This window comes from Rhizobium sp. BK181, assembly GCF_014193305.1.
Lineage (GTDB): Bacteria > Pseudomonadota > Alphaproteobacteria > Rhizobiales > Rhizobiaceae > Rhizobium.
Genome location: NZ_JACHZA010000012.1, coordinates 37,929 through 59,682, shown reverse-complemented (window position 1 = coordinate 59,682; position 21,754 = coordinate 37,929). Strand labels below are relative to the sequence as shown.

Genomic DNA, 21,754 nt, shown 5'->3' with positions numbered 1-21,754 from the left:
AAAAGTATGCGGCGCATCAACGCCATGACCACCACGACAGGTTAGCCAAGAAAAGCAACCTGAGACAGCCGATCCGGCTCAAGCGAAGATTATCAGAGAATTGGACTGCCAACCTGTCGAGCTATTGGCAATGATGAAATGCAGCCAAGCTCGCGTTGCATTCCCGCAATGATACACCGCAATGTAGAGGTGGCAAGCAGTATATTCAGCGTCCGCTAACATTCGGAAGGCACGACTGTTGAAGTAAATGATTCCAACGATTAGCCTACCATAGATGGTTGAATTTAGACAATATTGGGCCTAAGATACTACTATCGCGCACATTCCCGTAAAACGAATGTGGAGGGACGCAAATGACAAAGAAGACTTTGTTTATTGTGGCTGCCTTTGCGCTGGCTCTGGCCATGACAGGCTCGATGGGCCTGCACCCGTCCATTGCGCTGGCCGGTCCATGCAATCCACAGCAACAACAATGCTAGGCTGAACCAACGTTTGCGAGGAAGTCGCAAGGGTGTACTCAAAATCCGCGTACTGGCCATCGACGGTTCCCGATTCATTATGGCAATTTGGTTTGCTTGTACCAGGGAGCCGTAGGGATTTTCCGTTCGTTGGCATCGCGGTAACCGGCCAGTTCGTCCTAGCCTTCGCAGCTGGGTGCGCTCTGATTTGTGCGTTTGCCTGGAAGCGATTTTCAGAACCCACCTACGACGTCAATGCAAGCGCGTTTCGCGACTTCAGGGATTTGACGATCTGGAACCTGAAGGACAGTTTCTCGCTGAGGCGGGCCTACGCGATATACTGCATATCCCTGATCTTCATTTATGCGACGCTTGCGTTCTTTGGGCGGGTGATCGTCCAGCTCTTTGACGCACTCAATGTTTCCGGTCTGCAGATTGGTATGGGGACCATCGAATTCGACTCCTGGAAGTGGCCCCTCTTTCTGGCGCTTGGTATCTCGGGTTTTGCTCCTCTGATCAATCCACTGGTTCCCGCCGAAAACTGGCTACGCCGGTTCTCCCATGAGGTGGTAGGCATTCCGACTCGTCTCAAGGAAAAGACAATCCGCATAAAGACGCTGATCGATGGTGCTCCATCCGATGACAGTCGTCGTAAGGCGTCAGCGCTTGCGCAGCGCGTTCTCGGTCCGAAACTCAACAGCTTTTTTGCGTTGGAGCGAAACCTCAAATACGTCGTCCATTGGTCATATGAAGAACACGTGGAATGGTCCGACCCCGAAATCCGAAGAAAGCTGAACGAGTATGAACGAAACGTCCGCGACGAGGCCGAGAATGCCCTGACGGATTTCCAGTATCTGACCGATCCGGCGAGGACGCCAGACCGGTCAACGGCAGACGAGGACCGGATCAAGGATCTCGAAAAGCGGTTATTGAACAACACCCGCCTGCTCGAAGATCTTCGGGATCGGTTCTCCTTGATCATGGCCATTTACTGCGAGTATGGCTCTCGCTTCGACAAGATGAAGCCCGGCCGCCTAAGAGACAGCATCATCGAGAAAGTGGTCGACAAACGCGAGATGGCGGCGACCGGATTGCCGCTCTACGGGTTCGTGATCGTCTTCGTCGGATACTTCCTCGTAATACGGGCGCAATGGCACCCGCTCATTTCCTCGGTTCCGCTCACTGATCAGGCGGTGGCCATGAGTGCGGCGCTCGAAACAGCAAAGGTCTTCCTGCTGGTGTGGCTGCCGTCGACTGTCGTCGCATCTTTTGTCAGCGTTGTTTACGGCACCGGCCTATCGGAATCTCCGCTCAACAAGAGCGTCGCGTGGGCGACGATCTCCGGTGCAATTGGCGCTTTCGCTGTGGCGGCCAGCGGAATGACTCTCGTTGCAATGCTCTATTCGGCGCTGCCGGCCAGCAACGTTTCCCAGATGTGGCAAAGCCTCTTCGGATCAGGGAGCTGGACGGGTGCACTTCTCTACTATCTTTTGCTTACGCCGGTTGCCATCATTGCCTTCTGCTTCATCAACTCGGTAAGGGCACCGGACAGACCGCCGCGCTTCTCCGTCATTCTTGGCCTTGCCTCGTGTGGCGCGCTCGTGACCCTCGTCTATCTGATCGTGTTCGCCAGTATCACTGTTTCGCAACCGTGCATGGTGGGGAGTCCGGCGCAACCCGCTTCAATATTGAAGGTCGTGTCTTTGTCGGGTCACGACCTGGAGACGTGCTTTGCCTATTACAGCACACTTGACCTCATCGTGATGCCACTTACAGTCTTCTTCTCTGTCCTTGGATTGGCGCCGCGCCGTCTGCGCAGGTCCAAGATCCTCGGCAAGGCGCAGGAAATCGCCGCGACAGGTGTCGCAGTGCTGCTTGCCTGCGCGATCTTGCTTGTTTCAAGCGCCTCATCGGCGCACACGCGGGAAATTGTCATCGGGTTCAGGACAGATATCCCCCCGTTCTCCTACCTTCCTCCGCCGGACGGTAATAACGAAAAAAGGCCATATCTCGGTTATCTTGCCGAGCTTTGCTACGAGATCTTTGACAACAGTGACTATCAGCTGATCCAGGTCCCCATCAATGGAAGGAACCGGTTCTCCGCCATGAGGCAACCACTGCCCGAGCTGGGAGACAGGAAAGTGGATGTCCTCTGCGACGCGGTCACGGTTCGTCTCGACGACCCCGAGCGGACGGGTGCAGGCGTCTTTTCACCCATCGTCTTCGTGTCGGGGGTGTCCTATCTCTGGCGCTCCGTTCGAAGGTTCCGCGACGTCGAGGTCGGCTATCTCGGCAACTCGACCGCCGAACGGGTTGCGAAGGAAGCGTGCACAGTGGACGCGTTGAGGCTGGGGTCCTCAGGCAAGACCCCGGATTGCTTCACGGGACAGCCGACGGAGTGCCGCGCTGAAATGACAGCTGTCAGAAGCCGGGACCCTGAGCCGACGAAATCGCTCAAGGAGATCGGTGCGGCCATCCCCGCCTATGTCCTTTGTCCCATGCAGGATCACGATCAGCTCATCGAGTGGTTCTGCAGCAATACAGACCGGGACAAGGTATATTTTGGCGACCGTGAAATCATCCTGGGAAAGCTGGCCGCCTGGAGAGCGGCAGGGCGAAGCTGCACGGATGTGCGAGACCCGTTCCAGTCCTTTACATACGAGCCGTATGCCTTGTTGATCGCCACGCAGGACATGGCTCTCTTCGCTTTCGTTCAGCATCGGATCTACGAGCTGTTTTCACATCGCGCCGGGGCGGAAGCCCTGTTTTACAAATGGTTTCCTCAACAGACCATGTCCGAGCCTCTGGCGTGGCTTTTCAATCTCAACAGCGTCATGGACCAGGAGCAGGTCATTAGTGGCAAAAAGGAGTTCCCGAACGTCAAACAACGCCACACTCCATGACCCGGAAAAAGCAGCCGCAGAAGTAGCGTCAGTAATTCCCTACCGCTGGTCTACCGTCGATGACATCAGCTGATTGCGTTCGCGTTCGTCGCGCGTCTAGCCATACCTGATCGCCTGGCGCTCATCGTATCATGTCGCCTGGCGCCGGTAAGGAACCAGGCGATCTTGGGTGTTTGTCAACTCGATGCGTGGTAACTACCTTGGAGGAAGAGGAGAACATCATGCCCCGCGACGTGATCTTGGTAGACCCATTGCCGCGAACACTCGACCTGATCATGGATCCAGGCGTGCGACACCGCCTGGAACAGCTCGGCGAACTTGTCATCTCGGAGGACAAACCGATGTCCGCCGAACAGATCGACGATCTGCTTCCCGAGACCGTCCTTATCTTCGGACAGACGGATATGCACACGGCGCGCCTCAACCGTGCTCAAAGGCTCAAGGCAATTATAAATGTCGAGAGCAATTTCCTTCCAAACATCGACTACAAGACCTGCGTCGAGCGTGGCATCTGGGTTATCACACCTGCAGCTGCCTTCGCTTCGCCGGTTGCCGAGGCAGCATTGGGGTTGGGGCTTGACCTCGCCCGTGGGTTTACCGAGGCGGACAGGGACTTCCGTGCTGGACGCGAACAGTATGGCCTTGCCGGCAACGAAGGCACCTTCCGCTTTGCAGGGGCCCCCGTCGGCATCATCGGCTTCGGCGATCTCGGACGCCAGTTCAGAGAACTGATCCGCCCGTTCAAGAACCCTGTTCGCGTCTTTGACCCATGGCTTCCCGCAGAGGTTATTACGACCGCGGATTGCATGCCGAGCAGTCTCGAAGACCTGCTCTCCGCAAGCCAACTGGTTTTCGTATTTGCAAGCGTTACCAGCGAAAACCAGTCCTTTCTCGGCGAGCCTGAATTCGCCATGATGAAGAAGGGAGCAGCCTTCCTCCTCATGAGCCGGGCAGCGGTTGTCGATTTCCCGGCAATGATTGCGGCGGCTGGATCCGGCCATATCCGGGTCGCCACCGATGTCTTCCCGCAAGAGCCGGTGGCATTGGACGATCCAGTGCGAAAGACACCCGGAATCCTGCTCTCCGCCCACAGGACCGGTGGAACGCGTGACGCACTCTATGCGCTGGGCTCGATGGCGGTCGCCGATGCCGAGTTGATCATGCGCGGCCTGCCGCCCCAGCTTTGCAGACGTGCCGACCTGGCAACGGTCAACCGGCTGCGGTCCAAGCCGGTTGATATCTCGTGACGTCGTTCGTCGCCCATTCTCAGGGCAGAAATTCGGCCTGATGAACGACGTCGGTCCCTCAACGGAGAGCGCTTCTGACGGAGCTGAACATTTCGAACGCCGAGGCACGCAGTGACCGAGGAAACATCGGCGCTACATCTGCGGAATCGTTCGGCCCTCAGGCTGGATAACGAACGATTTTGGGCGCAATCGGCACTGTCATTTCCGAAGACATCGGCATCAAGCTCGAATTTGTATCGTTCGACATGCTCGGCCGCTCGTAGAAGGTTTCGATCTCCAGGGAAAAGAACGACATACGCCACTCTCCATCTGTTCCAGGTCAGGTTTCGCTGACGAGTGCCTTTTCGCCGCGCCCCGTCAGCCTTGCCTGCAGCACCACGACCACGAGCAGAAACAGCCCACGGATCACCGATTGCCAGTAGGCAGACAAGGAGATCCAGCCCAGCCCATTTTCGAAATTGAGCACGTTGAATACCATGCCAAGCAACAGCGCACCTGCCAGTGTTGCACCCACGGAACCCGCCCCGCCAGTCAGGAGGGTGCCGCCGACAACGACCGAGGCGATTGCAAACAGTTCCCAGCCCACACCTTCTGTTGGCTGCCCCGCGCCAAATTGTGCCGCGAGGATCACACCGGCAAGACCGGCAAGCAAGCCTGAGCTGGCGTAGACAGCCAGAAGCGTCCGCTCCACCTTCAGCCCCATGAGTGCTGCGGTCACTTCTCCGTCGCCGATCGCCAGAACATGCCGTCCGGATGGCCGACGCTCGAGAAACAACCAGCCGACAACATAGGCGGCGACGGCAATCCAGGCGGGGATCGGAAAGCCAAGCAAGTCGTCCTGTCCGATCGTGGTGAAGCCAGTATCATAGGAAACCGATACTGACTGGTTGTCGGCAAGAAGCAGCGCCGTTCCATAGGCGGCCAGCATCGCCGCAAGCGTCGCGATGAAGGGTTGAATCCGCATGCGGGTGATGACAAGCCCGTTCAGCAGTCCGACGGCAAGACCAGCGGCGACGCCGCCGGCAAGTCCAGCTATCCAATGATAAGGAGACAGGAGCGCCGAAACGACACTTGCCAGCGCTGCCACTCCCCCAACAGACAGATCGATGCCGCCGGTCATGATCACAAATGCCATCCCAAGGGCGATCAGCGCGAACATCGAATTGTATCTGAGGAATGTCAGTATGTTGAACGGTGAAAGGAAGTTTTCATAACGCAGCGCCCCGAAAACAATAAGGGTAAAAAGCGCAACGACAACCCCAAACCGCGCAAGGTCTCCGGATGACTTCGGCACCAATGGTCTGAAAATCGCAGATAGCATCAATTCATCTCCTCAGGACTTGTCGGCGCGCTGCTGAATGAACACGGCAATAATGATCAGCGCCGCCTTGACGATCAGGGCGGCCGCGTCAGGAACACCATTGGCGAGCAGCGTGTAGCGCACCAGCTGAATCACGAGGGCGCCAAGCAGTGTGCCAATGATATTGGCTCTTCCGCCCGTCAACAGCGAGCCACCGACTGCCACCGCGGCGATGGCATCGAGCTCCATACCCATGCCAACAAGGTTCGCGTCGCTCGCTGAATTGCGAGCCACGACGATCAACCCGGCGAGACCAGCCAGGCCTCCGCTTATGATGTATACGACAGTCTTGACGTGGCGGACGGGAATACCGGTCAGGCGCGCCGCCTTCTCGTTGCCTCCAACGGCGATGATCTGGCGACCAATGACCGTGAAACGGATCAGGCAGAAGGCAAGCGCAGCAACGACAAGCATCAGGGCGACCTGGGTCGGGATTCCGGCGACACGGCCCATCGCAATGAACTGAAAAGCTTCGTTCTTGAAGACCTGCAGATTTCCGTTGGTGATGACCTGCGCAATACCGCGGCCAGCAATGAAGAGCACAAGAGTCGCCACGATTGGCTGGATCGCGAACCGCGTGACCAGAAAGCCATTAAACCACCCAAGCGCCATCGCGATCAGGAGGGGGATGATGAAGGCAAGCGCGACAGCCAATTCCGAGCTTTCGATCCTAAACAACGTACCCATGAAGATCATGGGAGCCACGGCTCCCGATATCGCCATCAGTGACCCAACCGAAAGATCGATCCCTCCTGTGGCAATGACAAGCGTCATGCCTGTCGCAACGATCACAATGGTCGCTACCTGCGTCAGATTCACGTTCAGGGTCTGCCAGGACAGGAAATTCGGGGTAACAACGATGTTGAATAGTATGAGGGCGAGGAAGGCAACGAATGTCCCATAGCGGCTAAGCATCACGAGGAGTGAGCCACGTGACTGCGACTGGGTTTTGACGGTCGTATCTGAAATCGTCATGTCAATTCACCTGGTGGGCCATAGCCGTCAAAAGGCTGGCCTCTGAAAGCTCTTGACGCGGGAGCTCTGCGACTGACATTCCGTCGCTAAGGACAGTGACGCGGTCTGCCGCTGCAAGCAGTTCCTCGAGTTCCGAGGAAATCATCAGGACACTCAACCCTTCATCCGCGAGGCCCCTAAGCAGCTTCAGTATCTCGGACTTGGCGCCGATATCGATGCCGCGCGTCGGTTCGTCGACGATCAGCACTTTAGAATCGGTGCAGAGCCATCGCGCCAGGAGGACCTTCTGTTGATTCCCACCGGAAAGCTCCTTGATCGGCTGGTCAGGAGACGCGCACTTCACGCCCAACGATTTGATGAAACGTTCGACGATAGCGTCCTGCCTCGCACGATCAACGATCCCTGACTTCTTCAACTTTGGAAGCAATGCGAGCGTCATGTTCTCACGGATGCTCATATCGGGAACAATGCCATCCACCTTGCGATCCTCGGAGACCAGTCCGATTCCATCGGCAATCGCGTCAGCAGGTTCGTCATAGTGTCGTTCGGAACCCTCAAAGCGGATTGAACCACGTTCCAGCCGGTCGACACCGAAAATAATCCGCGCCGTCTCGGTGCGACCGGAACCCAAAAGCCCTGCCAGCCCGGAAATCTCTCCTTTGCGCACCGAAAGGCTCACGTCGCGTACCCTCACACCCGAGCCGACGGCCGATAGGTCAAGCCGGACGGGCTTCTCCGGTCCTTCGGGGCCATCGCGACTGATCGCCGCGAAGGCTGCAAGCTCGCGTCCAAGCATGTGCCGGACCAGTTCCACCTTCGGCATCGCTTTCATGGTGCTGACGGCGACGGTCTGTCCGTCCCGCATGATCGTCACGCGATCACAAATCGCGTAGAGCTCATCCAGTCGATGGCCGATGAAGCAGACTGCGACGCCGTTACCCTGAAGTGTGCGGATCGTATCGAAAAGAACAGCGACCTCTCTCTCGTCGAGGGAGGACGTCGGCTCGTCCATGATCAGGAGCCTGGCATTTTGCGTAACCGCCCGTGCGATTGATACCATCTGGCGCGTTGCGGCGCTGAAGCTCGCAACAGGCCGATCGACATCGATATCAAGCTTGAAGGTTTTCAGAACCCGCCGGGCGCCCTCGCGCATGGCGTGGCGATCCAGAAATCCAAATCGACGCGGCTCGCGCGAGAGGTAGATGTTCTCAGCCACCGAACGCTGCGGTGCAAGATTGATCTCCTGGTAGATCGTGGCGATGCCTGCCGCCTGGCTTTCGGCGGGAGACGAAAACACTATGTCCTGGCCATTCAACCGGATCGAGCCATCGTCACGATGATAGGCACCTGTCAAGATTTTTATCAGCGTCGACTTGCCGGCGCCGTTCTGGCCAACCAGCGCCATTATTTCCCCTTCGGCAATCTCGAGTGAAGCCGAGCGCAAGGCCGCTACACCGGAAAACGACTTTGATATTCCCTGCATGGATAGAAGCATCGCCATACGCTCCACGACATCCTGACGCACATGCTTTGACAGAAAAACCGGCCGGTGCGGCAAAAGCCGAACCGGCCGGAAGCGATCAGACTGGGAGATCAATAGGCGCCGGCAAGCTCCGCCTTGGCGTTCGAGCTGTCGTAGAACTTATCATCATTGATGAGCTTCGGCTCAATCTTTTCGCCCTTGGCATATCGAGCCATCGTTTCGAATGCCTTGGGGCCAAAGCGCGGGTTGCACTCGACCACGGCACCGATCTTTCCGTCGACCACGAGGCCTACGGCTTCCTTGCCACCGTCGATCGAGAGAACGAGAATGTCCTTGCCGGGAACCTTGCCGGCTGCCTCGATCGCCGAGATTGCGCCGATCGCCATTTCGTCATTGTGGGCGTAAACGATGTCTGCATCCGGATGGGCCTGAAGGAGTGCCTCCGCAACCTGGCGGCCCTTGTCGCGAGCAAAGTCTCCTGATTGCGATGCGACGATCTCGAAACCACCGGCAGCCTTGATCGCCTCATCGAAGCCCTTCTTTCGGTCGTTTGCAGGAGACGCGCCGGTTGTTCCTTCGAGTTCGATAATCTTCGTCTTGCCATTTGCATTCTTGATGAGCCACTCGGCAACGCGCTGGCCTTCCTTGATGAAGTCGGAACCAATGAAGGTCAGATAGTCTTCGCCGGCCTTGGCAAGCTTAGGATCGACACTGCGGTCCAGCAATATGACCGGAATACCGGCTTTTTTCGCAGCCATGACTGCGGGGATGAGTGGCTTCTCTTCGCGTGGCGCGAGGAAGATCAGATCGACACCCTGAGCAATCATGGAGTTGACGTCCGCGACCTGCTTGGCAGCGGAGCCGGCAGCATCTGTATAGACCAGCTGATAGCCGAGCTTCTCGGCCGTTTCCTTCATACTGTTTGTCTGCGCAATTCGCCATGGATTGTTGGACTCGGTCTGCGCAAAGCCAACCTTGTATTTCTCTTTCTGCTTTAGTTTCGGAACATCCGCCATTGCGGTGGCGCCGGCAACGGCAATCGCTCCGAGGGCCGTGGCAGTAAGCATGAATGTACGACGTGAGAATGTAGCCATCTCAGTTTCTCCTCCCAAAATATTCCGGTATTCCTCCGACCGGCCGTGAGCAATAGACGCTTCACATGGGCGGATACTGTCGCTAATATTATTAGCAGTCAAGCGCCATTTTATGAGCACTTGCGAAATGCTGATTTGCGACGCAGCAAATCGCGGGAGGAAAAGTATGGGCAATCAGAATGGCGGCGACGTTGGTCGGCGCGGTGGTAAAACCCGGCCAACCATGACTGATATCGCCAAAATTGCAGGCGTGTCGCAATCGAGCGTGTCACTGGTTCTAAACGAGATGTCGGGATCGCGCATCTCTCCCGAAACACAGGCGAAGGTGAGAGATGCTGCTCATAAAATTGGTTATAAATTACCTGGTGTCCGAAATGAGGCTCCCGCCGAGACGATCGAGAAGGACACAATCGCTTTCATCGTCGACGAAATCTCAACCAGCCCGCATCCCGTCGTCAGCCTCGATGGCGCACGCGACTACGCCTTTGAGCAAGGCTTCCTCGTTTCCGCGCACGCAACCCGTTCCAATCCCGAACTCGAGGAGGCTGTGCTCCGGTCGGTTCTGCGCGACCCAAGCATCATCGGCGTGATCTACGCGACGATTTTCACGCGAAAGGTTCACGTGCCGGAAGGCCTCAGGAACACACCGACCGTCCTTTTAAACTGCTATGCGGAGCCGCGTCAGCAAATGGCAATCGTTCCGGGCGAGGTCGCCGGCGGCTTTTCCGCCACTGCGCACCTGACCGCGCTGGGACATCGACGGATCGGCTTCATCAATGGCGAGCCCTGGATGGATGCGGCAATCGACCGGCTCAAAGGCTACAAGCAGGCGCTTGCGACCGTCGACGTAGCCTTCGACGAGGCTCTGGTCCGCAATGGCGACTGGCTGCCCCTCAGAGGCTACGAGGCCGGCCTTGAACTTCTTTCGCTACCCAGCGCTCCGACCGCGATCCTCTGTGGCAACGATCTGATGGCAATCGGCGTGATGGAGGCTGCAGCGGAAAGGGGCCTGCGTGTTCCGGAGGATCTGTCGGTCATGGGTTATGACGATCAGGAGCTCGCTCGTTACACGCATCCTCCATTGTCGACGCTTGTTCTTCCTAACTACGAGATGGGCCAAAAAGCTGCAGAGGCGCTGATCGACATGGCCGTCCACGGCAAGAAGCTTCGCCCGATGACCATCAAGGTCGACGGTCCGCTGGTGGTCCGAAATTCCACTGGCAAACCCTCCAGTCAGGCAAGAGCAGTCGCAGGAGCAGAGGTGCGCTAGGGCTCTCGCCACGTCCATGCACAGCGAAGACGAACCGACATTGAAGCCGGTGGATCGGCGCCTATGGAGCTGAGAACCAGGAGAAGCAGGCAGCAACACTGGCGTCCGGACCAAATGGCTGCCGGCGCGATAGGGACATTACGAGACCGTTGGCGCCACCCCAACAGCAATTGGGGCAAAGCTGCTCAGCGCCAATAGGTGTAGTCATCTCGAGCTGACGCACGGCCTGCGAAAAACCCTAGCGTGAAGGCGATGGCGCCAATCCCCAAAAGCAGGCTCGTCGCTGTTTGAGGATGTGCAGCCGCACCGGTTGCGAGCGCTGTCGTTTCCCGCCTTACAGCTTGGGTGGCCGTCTTCGCCGCCCTGCGAAGCCCTTCGGGAGGATCACTTGGAGATCCGGTAAAGCCTGCCTTGATGTCTTCTGCCATCTTGTCCTCCGTTCCATCAATCAACAAAGGAAACTGACGGGAAGGAAACGTGTTCCGAAAGAGGTAGCTTTCGCGCGGCAAGCAATGGCTTGAGTGGTACGCGCGCTTCCCTGGCGCAATTGGCTTGGAACAAATTGGGGGCTTACGCGCGTTCCTCCCGGACAGGTCGTGGCAGCCAACCGGTTGAATACGACGCATGGATAGCAATAGTTGGGATGAACCACATGAGAAAGTCCATTTTTCCTGTAGTTGCAGCCGCCATCACGGTCAGCAGTTTCCTTGCGGCAACCGATCCTTCGCTCGCCCGGTCCCATCATCACCACCACAATACCGGAGCGGCCATAGCGGGGGGCATTGCCGCTGGAGTGATCGGTGGGCTTGTCGGTGGGTCCATCGCCAGTAGCCAGGAACAGCGCTACGTCGATCCGCCGCCGCCTCGCTGTTGGCACGAAGATCGACGGGTGCAGAACCAGTACGACGGCGATTGGCATATCGAAAGCGTGCGTGTTTGCGAGTGATTTGCACTGGCAAGGTCTGGCGATGCGAAAGCTTCTTTTTACAAATGCGCTTCCCGAGAGCCAAGGTTCTTGCCAGGCTTCGTGCGCCCCGGCCAACTCCACGCAAACTGGTGATAGTGAATGGGATCGACCGTGAACATGCGTGTGCTCCAGATCGATTTTAGGAACGTTTCGAGCTAAGTCTTGTCACCGGCAATATCATCAGGGTCTCGAGGGCGATAATGGACTGGACTGGAAAGCGGGTTCTTGTCACAGGCGCAGGCAAGGGAATTGGGCGGGCTACAGCCGTCATGTTAGCGCAGCGAGGCGCCTCGGTCGTCGCACTGACGCGCAACCCGGACGATCTGCAGTCACTCCAGCAGGAAATGAAATGCGAACCGATCTGTATGGATCTCGCCAATCTCGATCGGATCGGTGAGGAGGTCGCATCGGCCCTTCCCGTCGATATGCTGGTCAATTGCGCCGGCACCACGATCCTTCAGTCCTTCATTTCCAGCACTGTTGAGGACTTCACCCATGTCCTGAACGTCAACACGGTCGCTCCAATGGTCCTGGCGCAGGTCATAGTACGCGATTGGCTTTCTCGCGGACTTAAGGGTGCAATCGTGAACGTTTCGAGCGATGCGGCTCGTCGAGGCTTGGCAAACCATACGGCCTATTGCTCGTCGAAGGCGGCCCTTGATGCCATTACCCGTGTTATGGCTGTGGAACTCGGCAGCGCCGGCATTCGCGTCAACAGTGTCAATCCGACCGTAACTTTGACCCCGATGGGGGAGCTGGCATGGAGTGACCCTCTTAAGGCGGACCCGGTCAAAGCGCGTATTCCACTAGAACGGTTCCTTTCCCCGAATGAAGTCGCCGAAGCGATCCTCTTCCTGCTGAGCGACGAAGCATCAATGGTTACGGGCATATCTCTGCCCGTCGATGGCGGCCTTGCTGTTTCGTGAAGGGGGCGGCGCAGCAGTCACGCTTCGGCCTGCGCAGGGATGGCGTCTGAAGTCCCGTCATCACGATCAAGCAAACGATCAACGATCATTCGACCGATGGGAATGGCCGATGTCGCCGCAGGGGATGGGGCATTGCAGACATGCAGCATCCTGTCTGTCTGTTTGAACAGAAAGTCGTGCACGAGAGTGCCATCGGCCATGACCGCCTGTGCGCGAATGCCGGCCTGTGGGTTTTGAAGATCGCTGATCGTCAGCGACGGGCAGTATTTCTGACACTCAGTCAGATAGCGTGTACGCGAGGCGGAATTGGCAAATTCCAACACCGCCGAACGCCAGTTCTTCCTCGCCATTTTCCAGAAACCGGAGAACGTGGCCATGCTGTAAACGTCTCGAGGTGAGAAGCTGCCTTTAGCGTAGCCTTCGCGTGAGAATCCAAGCACTGCGTTGGGTCCCACGGTCATTCCACCATCAATCGTTCGCGTCAGATGTATTCCGAGAAAGGGCAAGTCAGGATCCGGGATCGGATAGATCAGGCGCTGCGTCACCTTCGCCTTGGATGCAGGCAACGAATAATATTCTCCTCGGAAAGGCACAATCCGATGATCGATCTTCATCCCGGCCATCAACGCGATCCGGTCTGACTGAAGGCCGGCGCACGCAACCAGTCTCCGGGCTTCGACGACCACCGCCGATGTTTGGACCCGTACGCCTTTCTCATGCTCAAGGATGGCCAGGACCTCTTTCCCACGGATGATTTCGCCGCCCCGATCCACGATTCTCTTGGCCATGGCGCGGCACACAAGCGCGTAGTCGACAATCCCCGTGGAATGAACGAGAAGGGCGCCCATGCCCGCAATATTCGGTTCATCGGCTCTCAACTGGCCAATTGTCAGCCTGGTAAAGTCAATTCCATTGCACTGCGCCCTGTCCTCGAGCGCCTCCATCCGGCGCATCTCTGCTTTGCTCGTAGCGACAAGCAATTTCCCGCAGGTTTCGAAGGGGATGCGGTTCTCGCGACAGAACTGCTTTGTTGCTTCCGCCCCTTCACGACAGAGCTTTGCCTTCAGGGTACCGGGAGCGTAGTAAATCCCAGCATGGATGACACCGCTATTGTGGCCCGTCTGATGCCTCGCGAGCTCTTCCTCTTTCTCGAGGACAATAACTTTGGCACCAGGAACTCTTTCCTGCAACGCCATCGCAACGGCCAGACCGACGATGCCGCCCCCAATGATGCAATGATCATACATTCCGGTCCCCCAATGGTCCGCCCTACGCCAACAGGCTAGCATCCACGCACGCCATCGTCTTGCGATCCTTATGGCGTATGTCGCAAAACGTCGTTCACCCATCTCTGCCAGAAAGACTAACCGCAGCCGCCAGGAGAAGCATCCGCGCCTGTCGTGGCGGCCACTGGAGATGCGCGCAGCCCGCAGTTCTGTCAGTTGCTGCCGGACGTTTTGAGCAATCCTTGCTCCAAGCAACAGGATCAAGTGCCATGAGTCCGTTCGAGGCAAGCGCTTCCGAAAACAACGAACGCGCAGTCAAACGGCCAACCGACCTGGCGCATCTCACGTCTACCTCGAACCGGCATCGATAGCGTCGGCAATCCATCGCATCGGCTGCTCGCTGCGAACAGATGCGAACCGCTCCGTTTGACAACGGCATGAGAAGCCGGAAACCATGGCGTCCTTCTGTCCTTCGTGCTGCCCCGCCCAGGACAAATCGAAAACCCGCGTGCTCAGGTGCTGATGCCGCTTCTGGTGGCCAAACAATCCAGCCATGCCGCAACATCCCGTTGCGGCGAGTTCGACAGGCGCATCGAGTGCGGCGAAGACCTTCTTCCATGCGTTCGCGCCGGGACGCCTATTTTCGCTGCAATGAAGGAAGAGTTTACGCGCAAGCCAGTCATTCTTTCCGTCATCGCGTTCGTGATCCGAGGCGCAATTGCAAATACCTTGCGGTACCGCTCGATGATCCATGAATACTCTTCCAGTCGCGACACCCCGTCAGCGAGAGGGCGCCGACGTTTCTGATAAAGCGTGCCGAGGAAGTGGGATTTCATCCGGGGTATATCGGTCTGGACTGGACATCCAGTGGCACAGCCCTTGCAGCCAAGACATCCGTCGAGTGCCGAGAGCATATCGCTCTCCAACTGTTCGTCTGCGTAATGTTGCCGATAGGCCCGGTGCCAGTGTCCCAGTGCGTCAGCGCGGCCCTTCGGGGAGTGATGAAGGTCTCGCGTCACCTTGAACGATGGGCACATGACATTGCTGCGTTGATAGCTCAGACATTGAGCATTGCCGTTGCATTTGAACGAAGGCTGAGCGGATCATTATCCGCGGCATTCACGGCGCGAAACGGCGTTGTCTCAATGCGACGAGCTTCCCGGGATTGAATCCGTTGTCCCGATTGAACGCCTGCTTGATACGGCGAAACGCATCATGCCGCAGCTCCGACAAACGCCACCAGGTATGCTCTGCGCACACCTTGCCGTGCTCCCAGAAAATTCCCCCACTCGGCCAATCGCCGATCTCCGCCTCGTCCGCTCGCTGTCCCTGCTTACCCGCAGCCGCTCAACTCCGTCGCCGACCGCTGAACGCTTCATCTGACACCGTCGAGGAATTCGTACGGTATCCTTATTAAATACCGGAGCGGCGATGGACCGCACCGGCATATCATGTTGCCTCAGCGTGCTGCCCAGTTCGCGCCGCGTCGGAAGATCGTCTTCATCTCGGGCACCAAGAACTCCTTGGCCTGATGACCGAGGGAGGAATAGAAAACCCGCCCCTTTCCATATCTCCGCTTCCATGCAACCGGCATTACAACGCCGTCGATCCAATAGGCATAGTCGCCGGTGAAACGCGTTGTCGCCAGCACCTCGTTCGACGGGTCGACATGCATGTAATATTGCTCGGACGTGTAGGGGAAGTCGCCGATGCCTTCCATGACCGGATCGTCAGGGCGGGTAACGTTGACCGTGTAGTCGATGATATTTCCAGGGTGGGCGACCCACTGGCCGCCGATGATGAACTGGTATTCAACGCAGTCCCGAAAGCTGTCACCGGCGCCACCATGGTATCCGGCAATGCCAACCCCACCTTCAATCGCCGCCGCCAGGTTTTTGATCTCTTCCTTCTCGATCTTCGACATCGTCACGATGGGCACCACGAGGCTGAGGTCGTGGACCGATGGGTCTGCAAAGGCTTCGGTCGTATGCTCGACGTAGACCTTGAAGCCGTCCTCCTCCAGCATGTCCTTGATGATTGCCGCGCATTCCTGGGGCTCATGGCCACTCCATCCGCCCCAGACGATCAGTGCTTCACGCATATTTTCCTCCTGATAATTACTTCGCCAAGCGGCCGTCGACGAGCGACTGTGCCAGCGGCGCGGGCCGTTCTGTTTGAGTGCTTATGTTGACCGTACGGCCGCTCGCGGAAGCAGTGTGGAACGCTTCCATGACCTCAAGGACATGCAGGGCGAGGTCGCCATTTGCGCGATGCGTACGGTTCGAGCGGATCGCGTGCGCCATGTCGGCAACGCCGATCGAGCGATAGTTTCCGTCGCCATAAGGCGCTGTTGGTTGCTGCAGCTCGAAGGTCCCACCCTTCCTCAGCACCTCCACGTCGCCACCGAAGTGGTTCGGGTCGGGGACGATCAGGGTTCCCTCGGTTCCGTAAAGCTCCAGCGGAACGTGCCTATGACCGGCGACGTCGAAACTCATGCCGATCTGGACAACAGCACCGTTCACGAAGGCCATGAGGCCCGCGACATGGGTAGGGACGTGCACGGGAATATGCTCACCATTTCGCGGCTCACTGGTAATGACCCGTTCTTTGCGCGGCGTGACGGCGAAGCCCGCCACCTGCGCAACCGGTCCAAAAAGATTGACAAGATCGGTGATGTAATAGGGTCCCATATCAAGCATCGGTCCCCCGCCCACTTCATAGTAGAAGGCAGGGTTGGGATGCCAGCGCTCGTGGCCGGGGCACATGAAGGTCGCAGTTCCCCCGACGGCCTGGCCAATCACGCCCTGATCGATCAGCGTGCGCGCGGTCTGATGGCCGCCGCCGAGGAACGTGTCGGGTGCGGCGCCAATGCGCAGACCCCTGGCTTTTGCCGCGTCAGCAAGCCGCTTGCCTTCCGCAAAATTGATGCCGAGCGGCTTTTCCGAATAGGCGTGCTTGCCGGCCTCAAGCGCCTGCAGGCCAACCGCAACATGCGCCTTCGGTATCGTCAGATTGACGATGATCTCGACCTTGGGGTCGGCAAGCAGCTCATCGATGCGTCGTGCCGGCACGTTGAATTCGTTGGCCCTTGCCACAGCCAGATCATGGTTCAGGTCTGCCACACCACGAACATCCAAGATGGGGAAGGACGCCATCGCTTTGAGGTAGGCGCCTGAGATGTTCCCGCACCCAATAATGCCGATACCGACTGGTTCCATTATTTCCTCCCGTTGAATGTCGTGATTTGTTGATCAGAGCGCCGGACCGGTAGTGTTCCACGGCGACTCGTAGAGTTCATACAGCGCTACCGCAGCTGCCCCCTGCGCCCAGAAGTCGTCGGTCGAATCGTCAAAGACAAGTTCAGCAACTCCCTTCAACGAGGGGGGAACCGCGAGTGAATAGGCGTTTTGCAAGCTGTCGAGAAACGGCTCGCCGAGCGCCAGGCTCGAACCGACAAGAATGACGCGGGGGGGCGCAAACAAAGTGACGATGTTGGCGATCGCCACGCCAACGGCTTCTCCAGCGCGGATGGCGGCACTGATCAAGGTGTTATCTTCGGCCTTGATAAGGGCTTGAGCATGCGTCATTCCGCGCCCAAGCCGGATCGCCTCGGCAAAGCGGCCACTGGCAGGTTGGTCACCCAGAATTTCGCTCTCTCCAGCCTGGCTGGATAGTCTCACGACGCCGCGCGGTCCCATCCCAAGGACCAGATCGCCGAGGTTGTGGCTAAGCCCGCCGGCGCCCCGGAACAACTGATTGTCGTGGAGCACCCCGAGACCGAGCGTCTGTTCCAGAGAAATAAGGACCATATCCTCTAGATCGCGCGCCTTTCCAAACCAGTGATGGGCAAGCGTGATGGCGTGTGCATCGCTCTCCACGATTGTTGGCGTGTTTAGGCGGGCTGTCATCTCGCCGGCAAAATCAACATTCGTGTCGCGGAATATCTGGCTGCTGCGAATATGACCGGTGCGATGCTCAATCACGCCGGGAAGGCCAAGGCAGACCGTATCGATATCTTCGAGCGAAAGCCCGGCATCGACCACGCAGCGCCGCACGCCATCTTCCACAAGATCGGCAATCACACCGATCGGCTGTCGATCGATCCGAATGGGAAGGGTGAGTTGCGACAACACGTCGCCACGAAAGTCGGCCACCACGAAAACGAGGCGGTTCGCGGCAATCTTGGCGCCGACCACTCTTGCGGCATCCGGGTTGAGCTCGAGCATCACCCGTGGCCGGCCGCGTGCCGCTTCATTGCGAATGTCGCCCTCGTGGCGAGGCAGGATGAGCCCGTCATCGAGGAGAGAGCCGGTGATCGCCGACACCGTCGTCGTCGACAGTTGCGTTCGCTCACTGATCTCGACACGCGATATCGCCCCGTGACGGCGGATCGTGTCCAGCACATTCAAACGATTGATCGCGCGCATCAATTCGGGATCTGCGGTCTTCATGTGGGCGAGCCGGCTCTTCCATGTCCCGTAAAGCGCACGGGACTCATAATTTCAACGGTATGCGAATTAAATAACGCGTCGCCGCCCCCCGATGTCAAGGAAAAACTGTCATTTTTCTGCAGGGTAGTTGACATTCGCCAAAACCTCCCGATGATTTAATCCGCATAAGGGAAAAATTGAAGAGGACGATTTTTGCCCTTACTGGAGGAGAAATCATGTTTGACCATATGAAGGCGAAAGCCATGCTTCGCAGCCGTTTCATCTCTCGCTCTGCAGCGACCGGACTTACGCTCCTGATTGCTGCGGGAAGCGCGGCAGCAGACACGACAGTCAGGTGGCTGCATCTTGAACTCGATCCGAATTACGTCGCGATTTGGCGCAAGATCGCGGACAAATACCAGGCCGAACACCCCGGCGTGAAGATCGAAATGCAGTTCCTGGAAAACGAGGCCTTCAAGGCGAAGCTTCCGACGTTGTTGCAGTCGAGCGACGCGCCGGATTTCTTCTACAGCTGGGGCGGTGGCGTGCTGAAGCAGCAGCTGGCCACAGTGACGCTGATGGATCTCACAGAGGCGATGAACGCGAAAGACGGTGCCTGGGTAAAAACGTATAACCCGGCGGCAGTCAAGGGCCTGTCTTATGACGGAAAAATCGGTGCCGTGCCATTCAAGATGGGAACCGTCTCTTTCTTCTATAACAAGGCGCTCTTTGCCGAGGCCGGGGTCGATGCCGCCGGCATCAAGTCGTGGGACGACTATCTGGTTGCCGTAAAGAAGCTCAAGGATGCCGGCATCGTGCCGATTGCTGGCGGTGGTGGCGAGAAATGGCCGATCCATTTCTACTGGAGCTATCTGGTCATGCGTAATGGCGGCCAGAAGGCATTCGAGGCGGCGAAGGCTGGTGATGGCGAAGGTTTCAACGACCCGGCGATCGTCAGGGCCGGCGAACAGCTAGCCGAGCTCGGCAAGCTGGAGCCGTTCCAGCCGGGGTATCTCGGCGCCACCTGGCCGCAAACCCTCGGCGTCTTCGGCGACGGCAAGGCGGCGATGATCTTGGGCTTCGAAAATACGGCGGCGAACCAGCGCACCAATGCCGGTGACGGAAAGGGGCTCGATCCCGACAACATCGGTCGCTTCGCATTCCCAGCGGTTGCCGGCGGCGCTGGCGCCGTCACAGACACTCTCGGCGGCTTGAACGGCTGGGCGGTAACGAAAAAGGCGCCCCCTGAAACGCTCGATTTCCTCGCCTACCTGACGAATGCCGAAAATGAGCGCGAAATGGCAAAGGCCGGCATGCTCATCCCTGTCACCGTCGGTGCCGAGGATGGTGTCACGAACCCCTTGTTGCACCAGTCTGCAGAACAGCTGGCGCACTCGACCTGGCACCAGAACTTCTTCGATCAGGATCTTGGCCCCTCCGTTGGCCGTGTCGTGAACGACGTCTCCGTGGCCATCGTGTCAGGTCAGATGAGCCCTGCCGACGGATCACAGCAGATCCAGGAAGCCTTTGAGCAGGATCAGCTCTGATCACGACTGTCGCGGCGCGGAGAGATATCCGCGCCGCAATCAATCTGCATCAGAAGGATCTGCCGACATGACCACTATAAGCGCAACTGGCGTCATCCGTCAGCGCTCGGCTGTAAAATCATCGGCGCGCAGCAAGGATCCCAGCCTAGCGCGACGGCTGCCGGTCCTGCTCCTGTTTCTGCCTCCAGCCCTGTTGCTCTTTACGATATTCGTCATTCTCCCAATGGGCGAGGCAGCGTGGTACAGTCTCTACAAATGGGACGGCTACGGTTTGCCGACGCAGTTCGTTGGAATGCGGAACTTCGAGGTTCTGTTCAAAAACACTGCCTTCCTTACGGCTCTGAAAAACAATGCCCTGATCATCGTCGTTTCGATCCTGATCCAGATTCCGCTTGCCATCTGGCTGGCGATGATGCTGGCACACCGGATCGCCGGGGTGGTTCTTTTCCGTTTGATCTTCTTCCTGCCCTACGTCCTCGCCGAGGTTGCGGCCGGTCTCATCTGGCGCTTCGTCTATGACGGCGACTACGGATTGTTTGCCTCGGCGGCCCACCTCATCGGTGTCGAGACACCCTATGTCCTTGCGGACAAGGACCTGGCAATTTACGCAGTACTGGCCGTGGTCGTCTGGAAGTACTTCGGCTTCCACATGATGCTGTTCATCGCCGGACTGCAGTCGCTTGACAAGAGCGTGCTTGAGGCCGCCGAAATCGACGGCGCCAGCGGTTGGCAGCGGTTCCGCTATATCACGCTGCCACTGCTCGGCTCGACGGTCCGACTGTCCGTCTTCTTTGCCGTCGTTGGTTCACTACAGCTCTTCGACCTCATCATGCCGCTGACCGGCGGTGGGCCTTTCAACGCGACACAGACGATGGTCACCTTCCTGTTCAACTTTGGCGTCACGCGCATGCAGGTTGGCCTCGGGAGCGCCGTCGGTGTCGTCCTGTTCGTCATCTGCGTGACGCTCGCTTTCGGTTACAAACGGATATTTATGCGCAATGACTGACACGGCCTCAACCGCCCGGATTGCTACCGGCACGAAGATCTACCTCTACGTCTCGCTGACGCTCATTGCCGCGATCGTGCTGGTGCCGCTGTTGACGACAGCGCTTGGCGGCTTCAAGGATCTCGGCGATCTTCGCACCAACCCTTTCGGGTTGCCTGCCACATGGCATCCGGAGAACTACACCGACATTCTCTTCGGAGACCGCTACTGGCGGCAGATGATGAATTCTCTGATCATCGCGACGTTGACAGTTTGCCTGACCGTTTCAGTCTCTGCGATGGCCGCTTTCACCTTCGCACATGTGAAGTTTTTCGGTGCCGGCTTCTTGCTCAACTACTTCCTGATCGGCTTGATGTTTCCGGCAGCGACCGCAATCCTCCCTTTGTTTATACGAATCCGTGACCTGGGGCTGTTGAATTCCTACTGGGGCGTGGTCTTACCGCAGGTCTCTTTTGGGCTCGGCATGAGCATTCTCTTGTTCCGGAACTATTTTCGTAACCTTCCGGAAGAATTATTTCAGGCGGCTATCGTCGATGGCTGCGGATACATCCGCTTCTTCTGGCACATCTCTCTGCCCCTATCGCGGCCGATCATCGCGACCGTTAGTATCATCTCCTTCGTCGGTAGCTGGAACAGCTACATTCTGCCATTGATCATGCTGAATTCCGAGACGATGTATCCATGGCCCCTGGGGATCATGGTCTATCGCGGCGAGTTTGGCACTGCGTGGCAGCTTGTACTCGCCTTCATCACGCTGACGATCATGCCGACCATCGTCGTATTCTTCCTGGCCCAGAAGCATATCATTGCAGGGCTGACAGCGGGAGCGGTCAAATCCTGACGCCCCGCCACATGTCAATCG

20 protein-coding genes are annotated in these 21,754 nt (G+C 57.8%); 9 read left to right on the top strand and 11 right to left on the bottom strand.

Features of this window, described 5'->3' with window-relative positions; all coding sequences use genetic code 11:
- Positions 1-353: 353 nt before the first annotated feature.
- From FHT77_RS31960 to FHT77_RS22605, 3 genes are all read left to right on the top strand, one after another.
- A complete protein-coding gene (locus FHT77_RS31960) occupies positions 354-479 on the top strand; it encodes a hypothetical protein (RefSeq protein ID WP_259130200.1) in 126 nt (41 codons plus the stop codon).
- A gap of 92 nt (positions 480-571) precedes the next feature.
- Positions 572-3,361 (top strand): hypothetical protein, encoded by a 2,790-nt coding sequence (locus tag FHT77_RS22610; protein WP_183757086.1) that lies wholly within the window; start codon positions 572-574, stop codon positions 3,359-3,361.
- 221 nt (positions 3,362-3,582) lie between these two features.
- Positions 3,583-4,608: a hydroxyacid dehydrogenase gene (locus tag FHT77_RS22605; RefSeq protein WP_183757085.1), complete on the top strand. Its 1,026-nt coding sequence runs from the start codon at positions 3,583-3,585 to the stop codon at positions 4,606-4,608.
- 157 nt (positions 4,609-4,765) lie between these two features.
- Here the strand turns inward: FHT77_RS22605 and FHT77_RS22600 are convergent, their stop codons facing one another.
- From FHT77_RS22600 to FHT77_RS22580, 5 genes are all read right to left on the bottom strand, one after another.
- On the bottom strand, positions 4,766-4,903 hold the full coding sequence (locus FHT77_RS22600) for a hypothetical protein (protein WP_183757084.1): 138 nt from the start codon (positions 4,901-4,903) through the stop codon (positions 4,766-4,768).
- A 24-nt stretch (positions 4,904-4,927) separates the two neighbouring features.
- Complete coding sequence (locus FHT77_RS22595; RefSeq protein WP_183757083.1) at positions 4,928-5,929, bottom strand: ABC transporter permease; 1,002 nt, start codon at positions 5,927-5,929, stop codon at positions 4,928-4,930.
- 12 nt (positions 5,930-5,941) lie between these two features.
- Positions 5,942-6,883, bottom strand: coding sequence for an ABC transporter permease (locus FHT77_RS22590; protein WP_246720105.1), 942 nt, complete (start codon positions 6,881-6,883; stop codon positions 5,942-5,944).
- 61 nt (positions 6,884-6,944) lie between these two features.
- Positions 6,945-8,438, bottom strand: a complete 1,494-nt coding sequence (locus tag FHT77_RS22585) for a sugar ABC transporter ATP-binding protein (RefSeq protein WP_183757081.1) — start codon at positions 8,436-8,438, stop codon at positions 6,945-6,947.
- A gap of 98 nt (positions 8,439-8,536) precedes the next feature.
- Positions 8,537-9,520, bottom strand: coding sequence for an ABC transporter substrate-binding protein (locus FHT77_RS22580; RefSeq protein WP_183757080.1), 984 nt, complete (start codon positions 9,518-9,520; stop codon positions 8,537-8,539).
- Positions 9,521-9,686: 166 nt separating this feature from the next.
- Here FHT77_RS22580 and FHT77_RS22575 point away from each other — a divergent pair, with 166 nt between their 5' ends.
- Positions 9,687-10,790 (top strand): LacI family DNA-binding transcriptional regulator, encoded by a 1,104-nt coding sequence (locus FHT77_RS22575; RefSeq protein ID WP_183757079.1) that lies wholly within the window; start codon positions 9,687-9,689, stop codon positions 10,788-10,790.
- Between the two features lie 185 nt (positions 10,791-10,975).
- Here FHT77_RS22575 and FHT77_RS22570 read toward each other — a convergent pair whose 3' ends face one another.
- The gene (locus FHT77_RS22570) at positions 10,976-11,218 is read right to left on the bottom strand and encodes a hypothetical protein (protein ID WP_183757078.1); all 243 of its coding nucleotides are present in this window, start codon (positions 11,216-11,218) and stop codon (positions 10,976-10,978) included.
- Between the two features lie 224 nt (positions 11,219-11,442).
- Between FHT77_RS22570 and FHT77_RS22565 the strand changes: the two genes are divergently transcribed.
- Complete coding sequence (locus FHT77_RS22565) at positions 11,443-11,736, top strand: hypothetical protein (RefSeq protein ID WP_183757077.1); 294 nt, start codon at positions 11,443-11,445, stop codon at positions 11,734-11,736.
- A gap of 221 nt (positions 11,737-11,957) precedes the next feature.
- Positions 11,958-12,683, top strand: a complete 726-nt coding sequence (locus FHT77_RS22560; RefSeq protein ID WP_183757076.1) for an SDR family oxidoreductase — start codon at positions 11,958-11,960, stop codon at positions 12,681-12,683.
- Between the two features lie 17 nt (positions 12,684-12,700).
- Here the strand turns inward: FHT77_RS22560 and lhgO are convergent, their stop codons facing one another.
- The 5 genes from lhgO to FHT77_RS22535 all read right to left on the bottom strand — a co-directional run bounded on the left by lhgO (position 12,701) and on the right by FHT77_RS22535 (position 18,360).
- Positions 12,701-13,930: an L-2-hydroxyglutarate oxidase gene (lhgO, locus tag FHT77_RS22555; RefSeq protein WP_183757075.1), complete on the bottom strand. Its 1,230-nt coding sequence runs from the start codon at positions 13,928-13,930 to the stop codon at positions 12,701-12,703.
- Between the two features lie 491 nt (positions 13,931-14,421).
- Positions 14,422-14,946 (bottom strand): (Fe-S)-binding protein, encoded by a 525-nt coding sequence (locus FHT77_RS31530; protein ID WP_246712673.1) that lies wholly within the window; start codon positions 14,944-14,946, stop codon positions 14,422-14,424.
- A 422-nt stretch (positions 14,947-15,368) separates the two neighbouring features.
- The gene (locus FHT77_RS22545; protein WP_183757074.1) at positions 15,369-16,010 is read right to left on the bottom strand and encodes a ThuA domain-containing protein; all 642 of its coding nucleotides are present in this window, start codon (positions 16,008-16,010) and stop codon (positions 15,369-15,371) included.
- Between the two features lie 16 nt (positions 16,011-16,026).
- Positions 16,027-17,127: a Gfo/Idh/MocA family protein gene (locus tag FHT77_RS22540; protein ID WP_183757073.1), complete on the bottom strand. Its 1,101-nt coding sequence runs from the start codon at positions 17,125-17,127 to the stop codon at positions 16,027-16,029.
- Between the two features lie 33 nt (positions 17,128-17,160).
- Positions 17,161-18,360: an ROK family transcriptional regulator gene (locus FHT77_RS22535; RefSeq protein ID WP_183757072.1), complete on the bottom strand. Its 1,200-nt coding sequence runs from the start codon at positions 18,358-18,360 to the stop codon at positions 17,161-17,163.
- A gap of 215 nt (positions 18,361-18,575) precedes the next feature.
- On the opposite strand from FHT77_RS22535, the gene FHT77_RS22530 reads away from it, so the two are divergent.
- From FHT77_RS22530 to FHT77_RS22520, 3 genes are all read left to right on the top strand, one after another.
- Positions 18,576-19,886, top strand: coding sequence for an extracellular solute-binding protein (locus tag FHT77_RS22530; protein ID WP_183757071.1), 1,311 nt, complete (start codon positions 18,576-18,578; stop codon positions 19,884-19,886).
- A 67-nt stretch (positions 19,887-19,953) separates the two neighbouring features.
- A complete protein-coding gene (locus FHT77_RS22525) occupies positions 19,954-20,892 on the top strand; it encodes a carbohydrate ABC transporter permease (RefSeq protein ID WP_183757070.1) in 939 nt (312 codons plus the stop codon).
- On the top strand, positions 20,885-21,733 hold the full coding sequence (locus tag FHT77_RS22520) for a carbohydrate ABC transporter permease (RefSeq protein WP_183757069.1): 849 nt from the start codon (positions 20,885-20,887) through the stop codon (positions 21,731-21,733). Before FHT77_RS22525 ends, FHT77_RS22520 begins: the two co-directional genes overlap by 8 nt.
- The last annotated feature ends 21 nt before the right edge of the window (positions 21,734-21,754 follow it).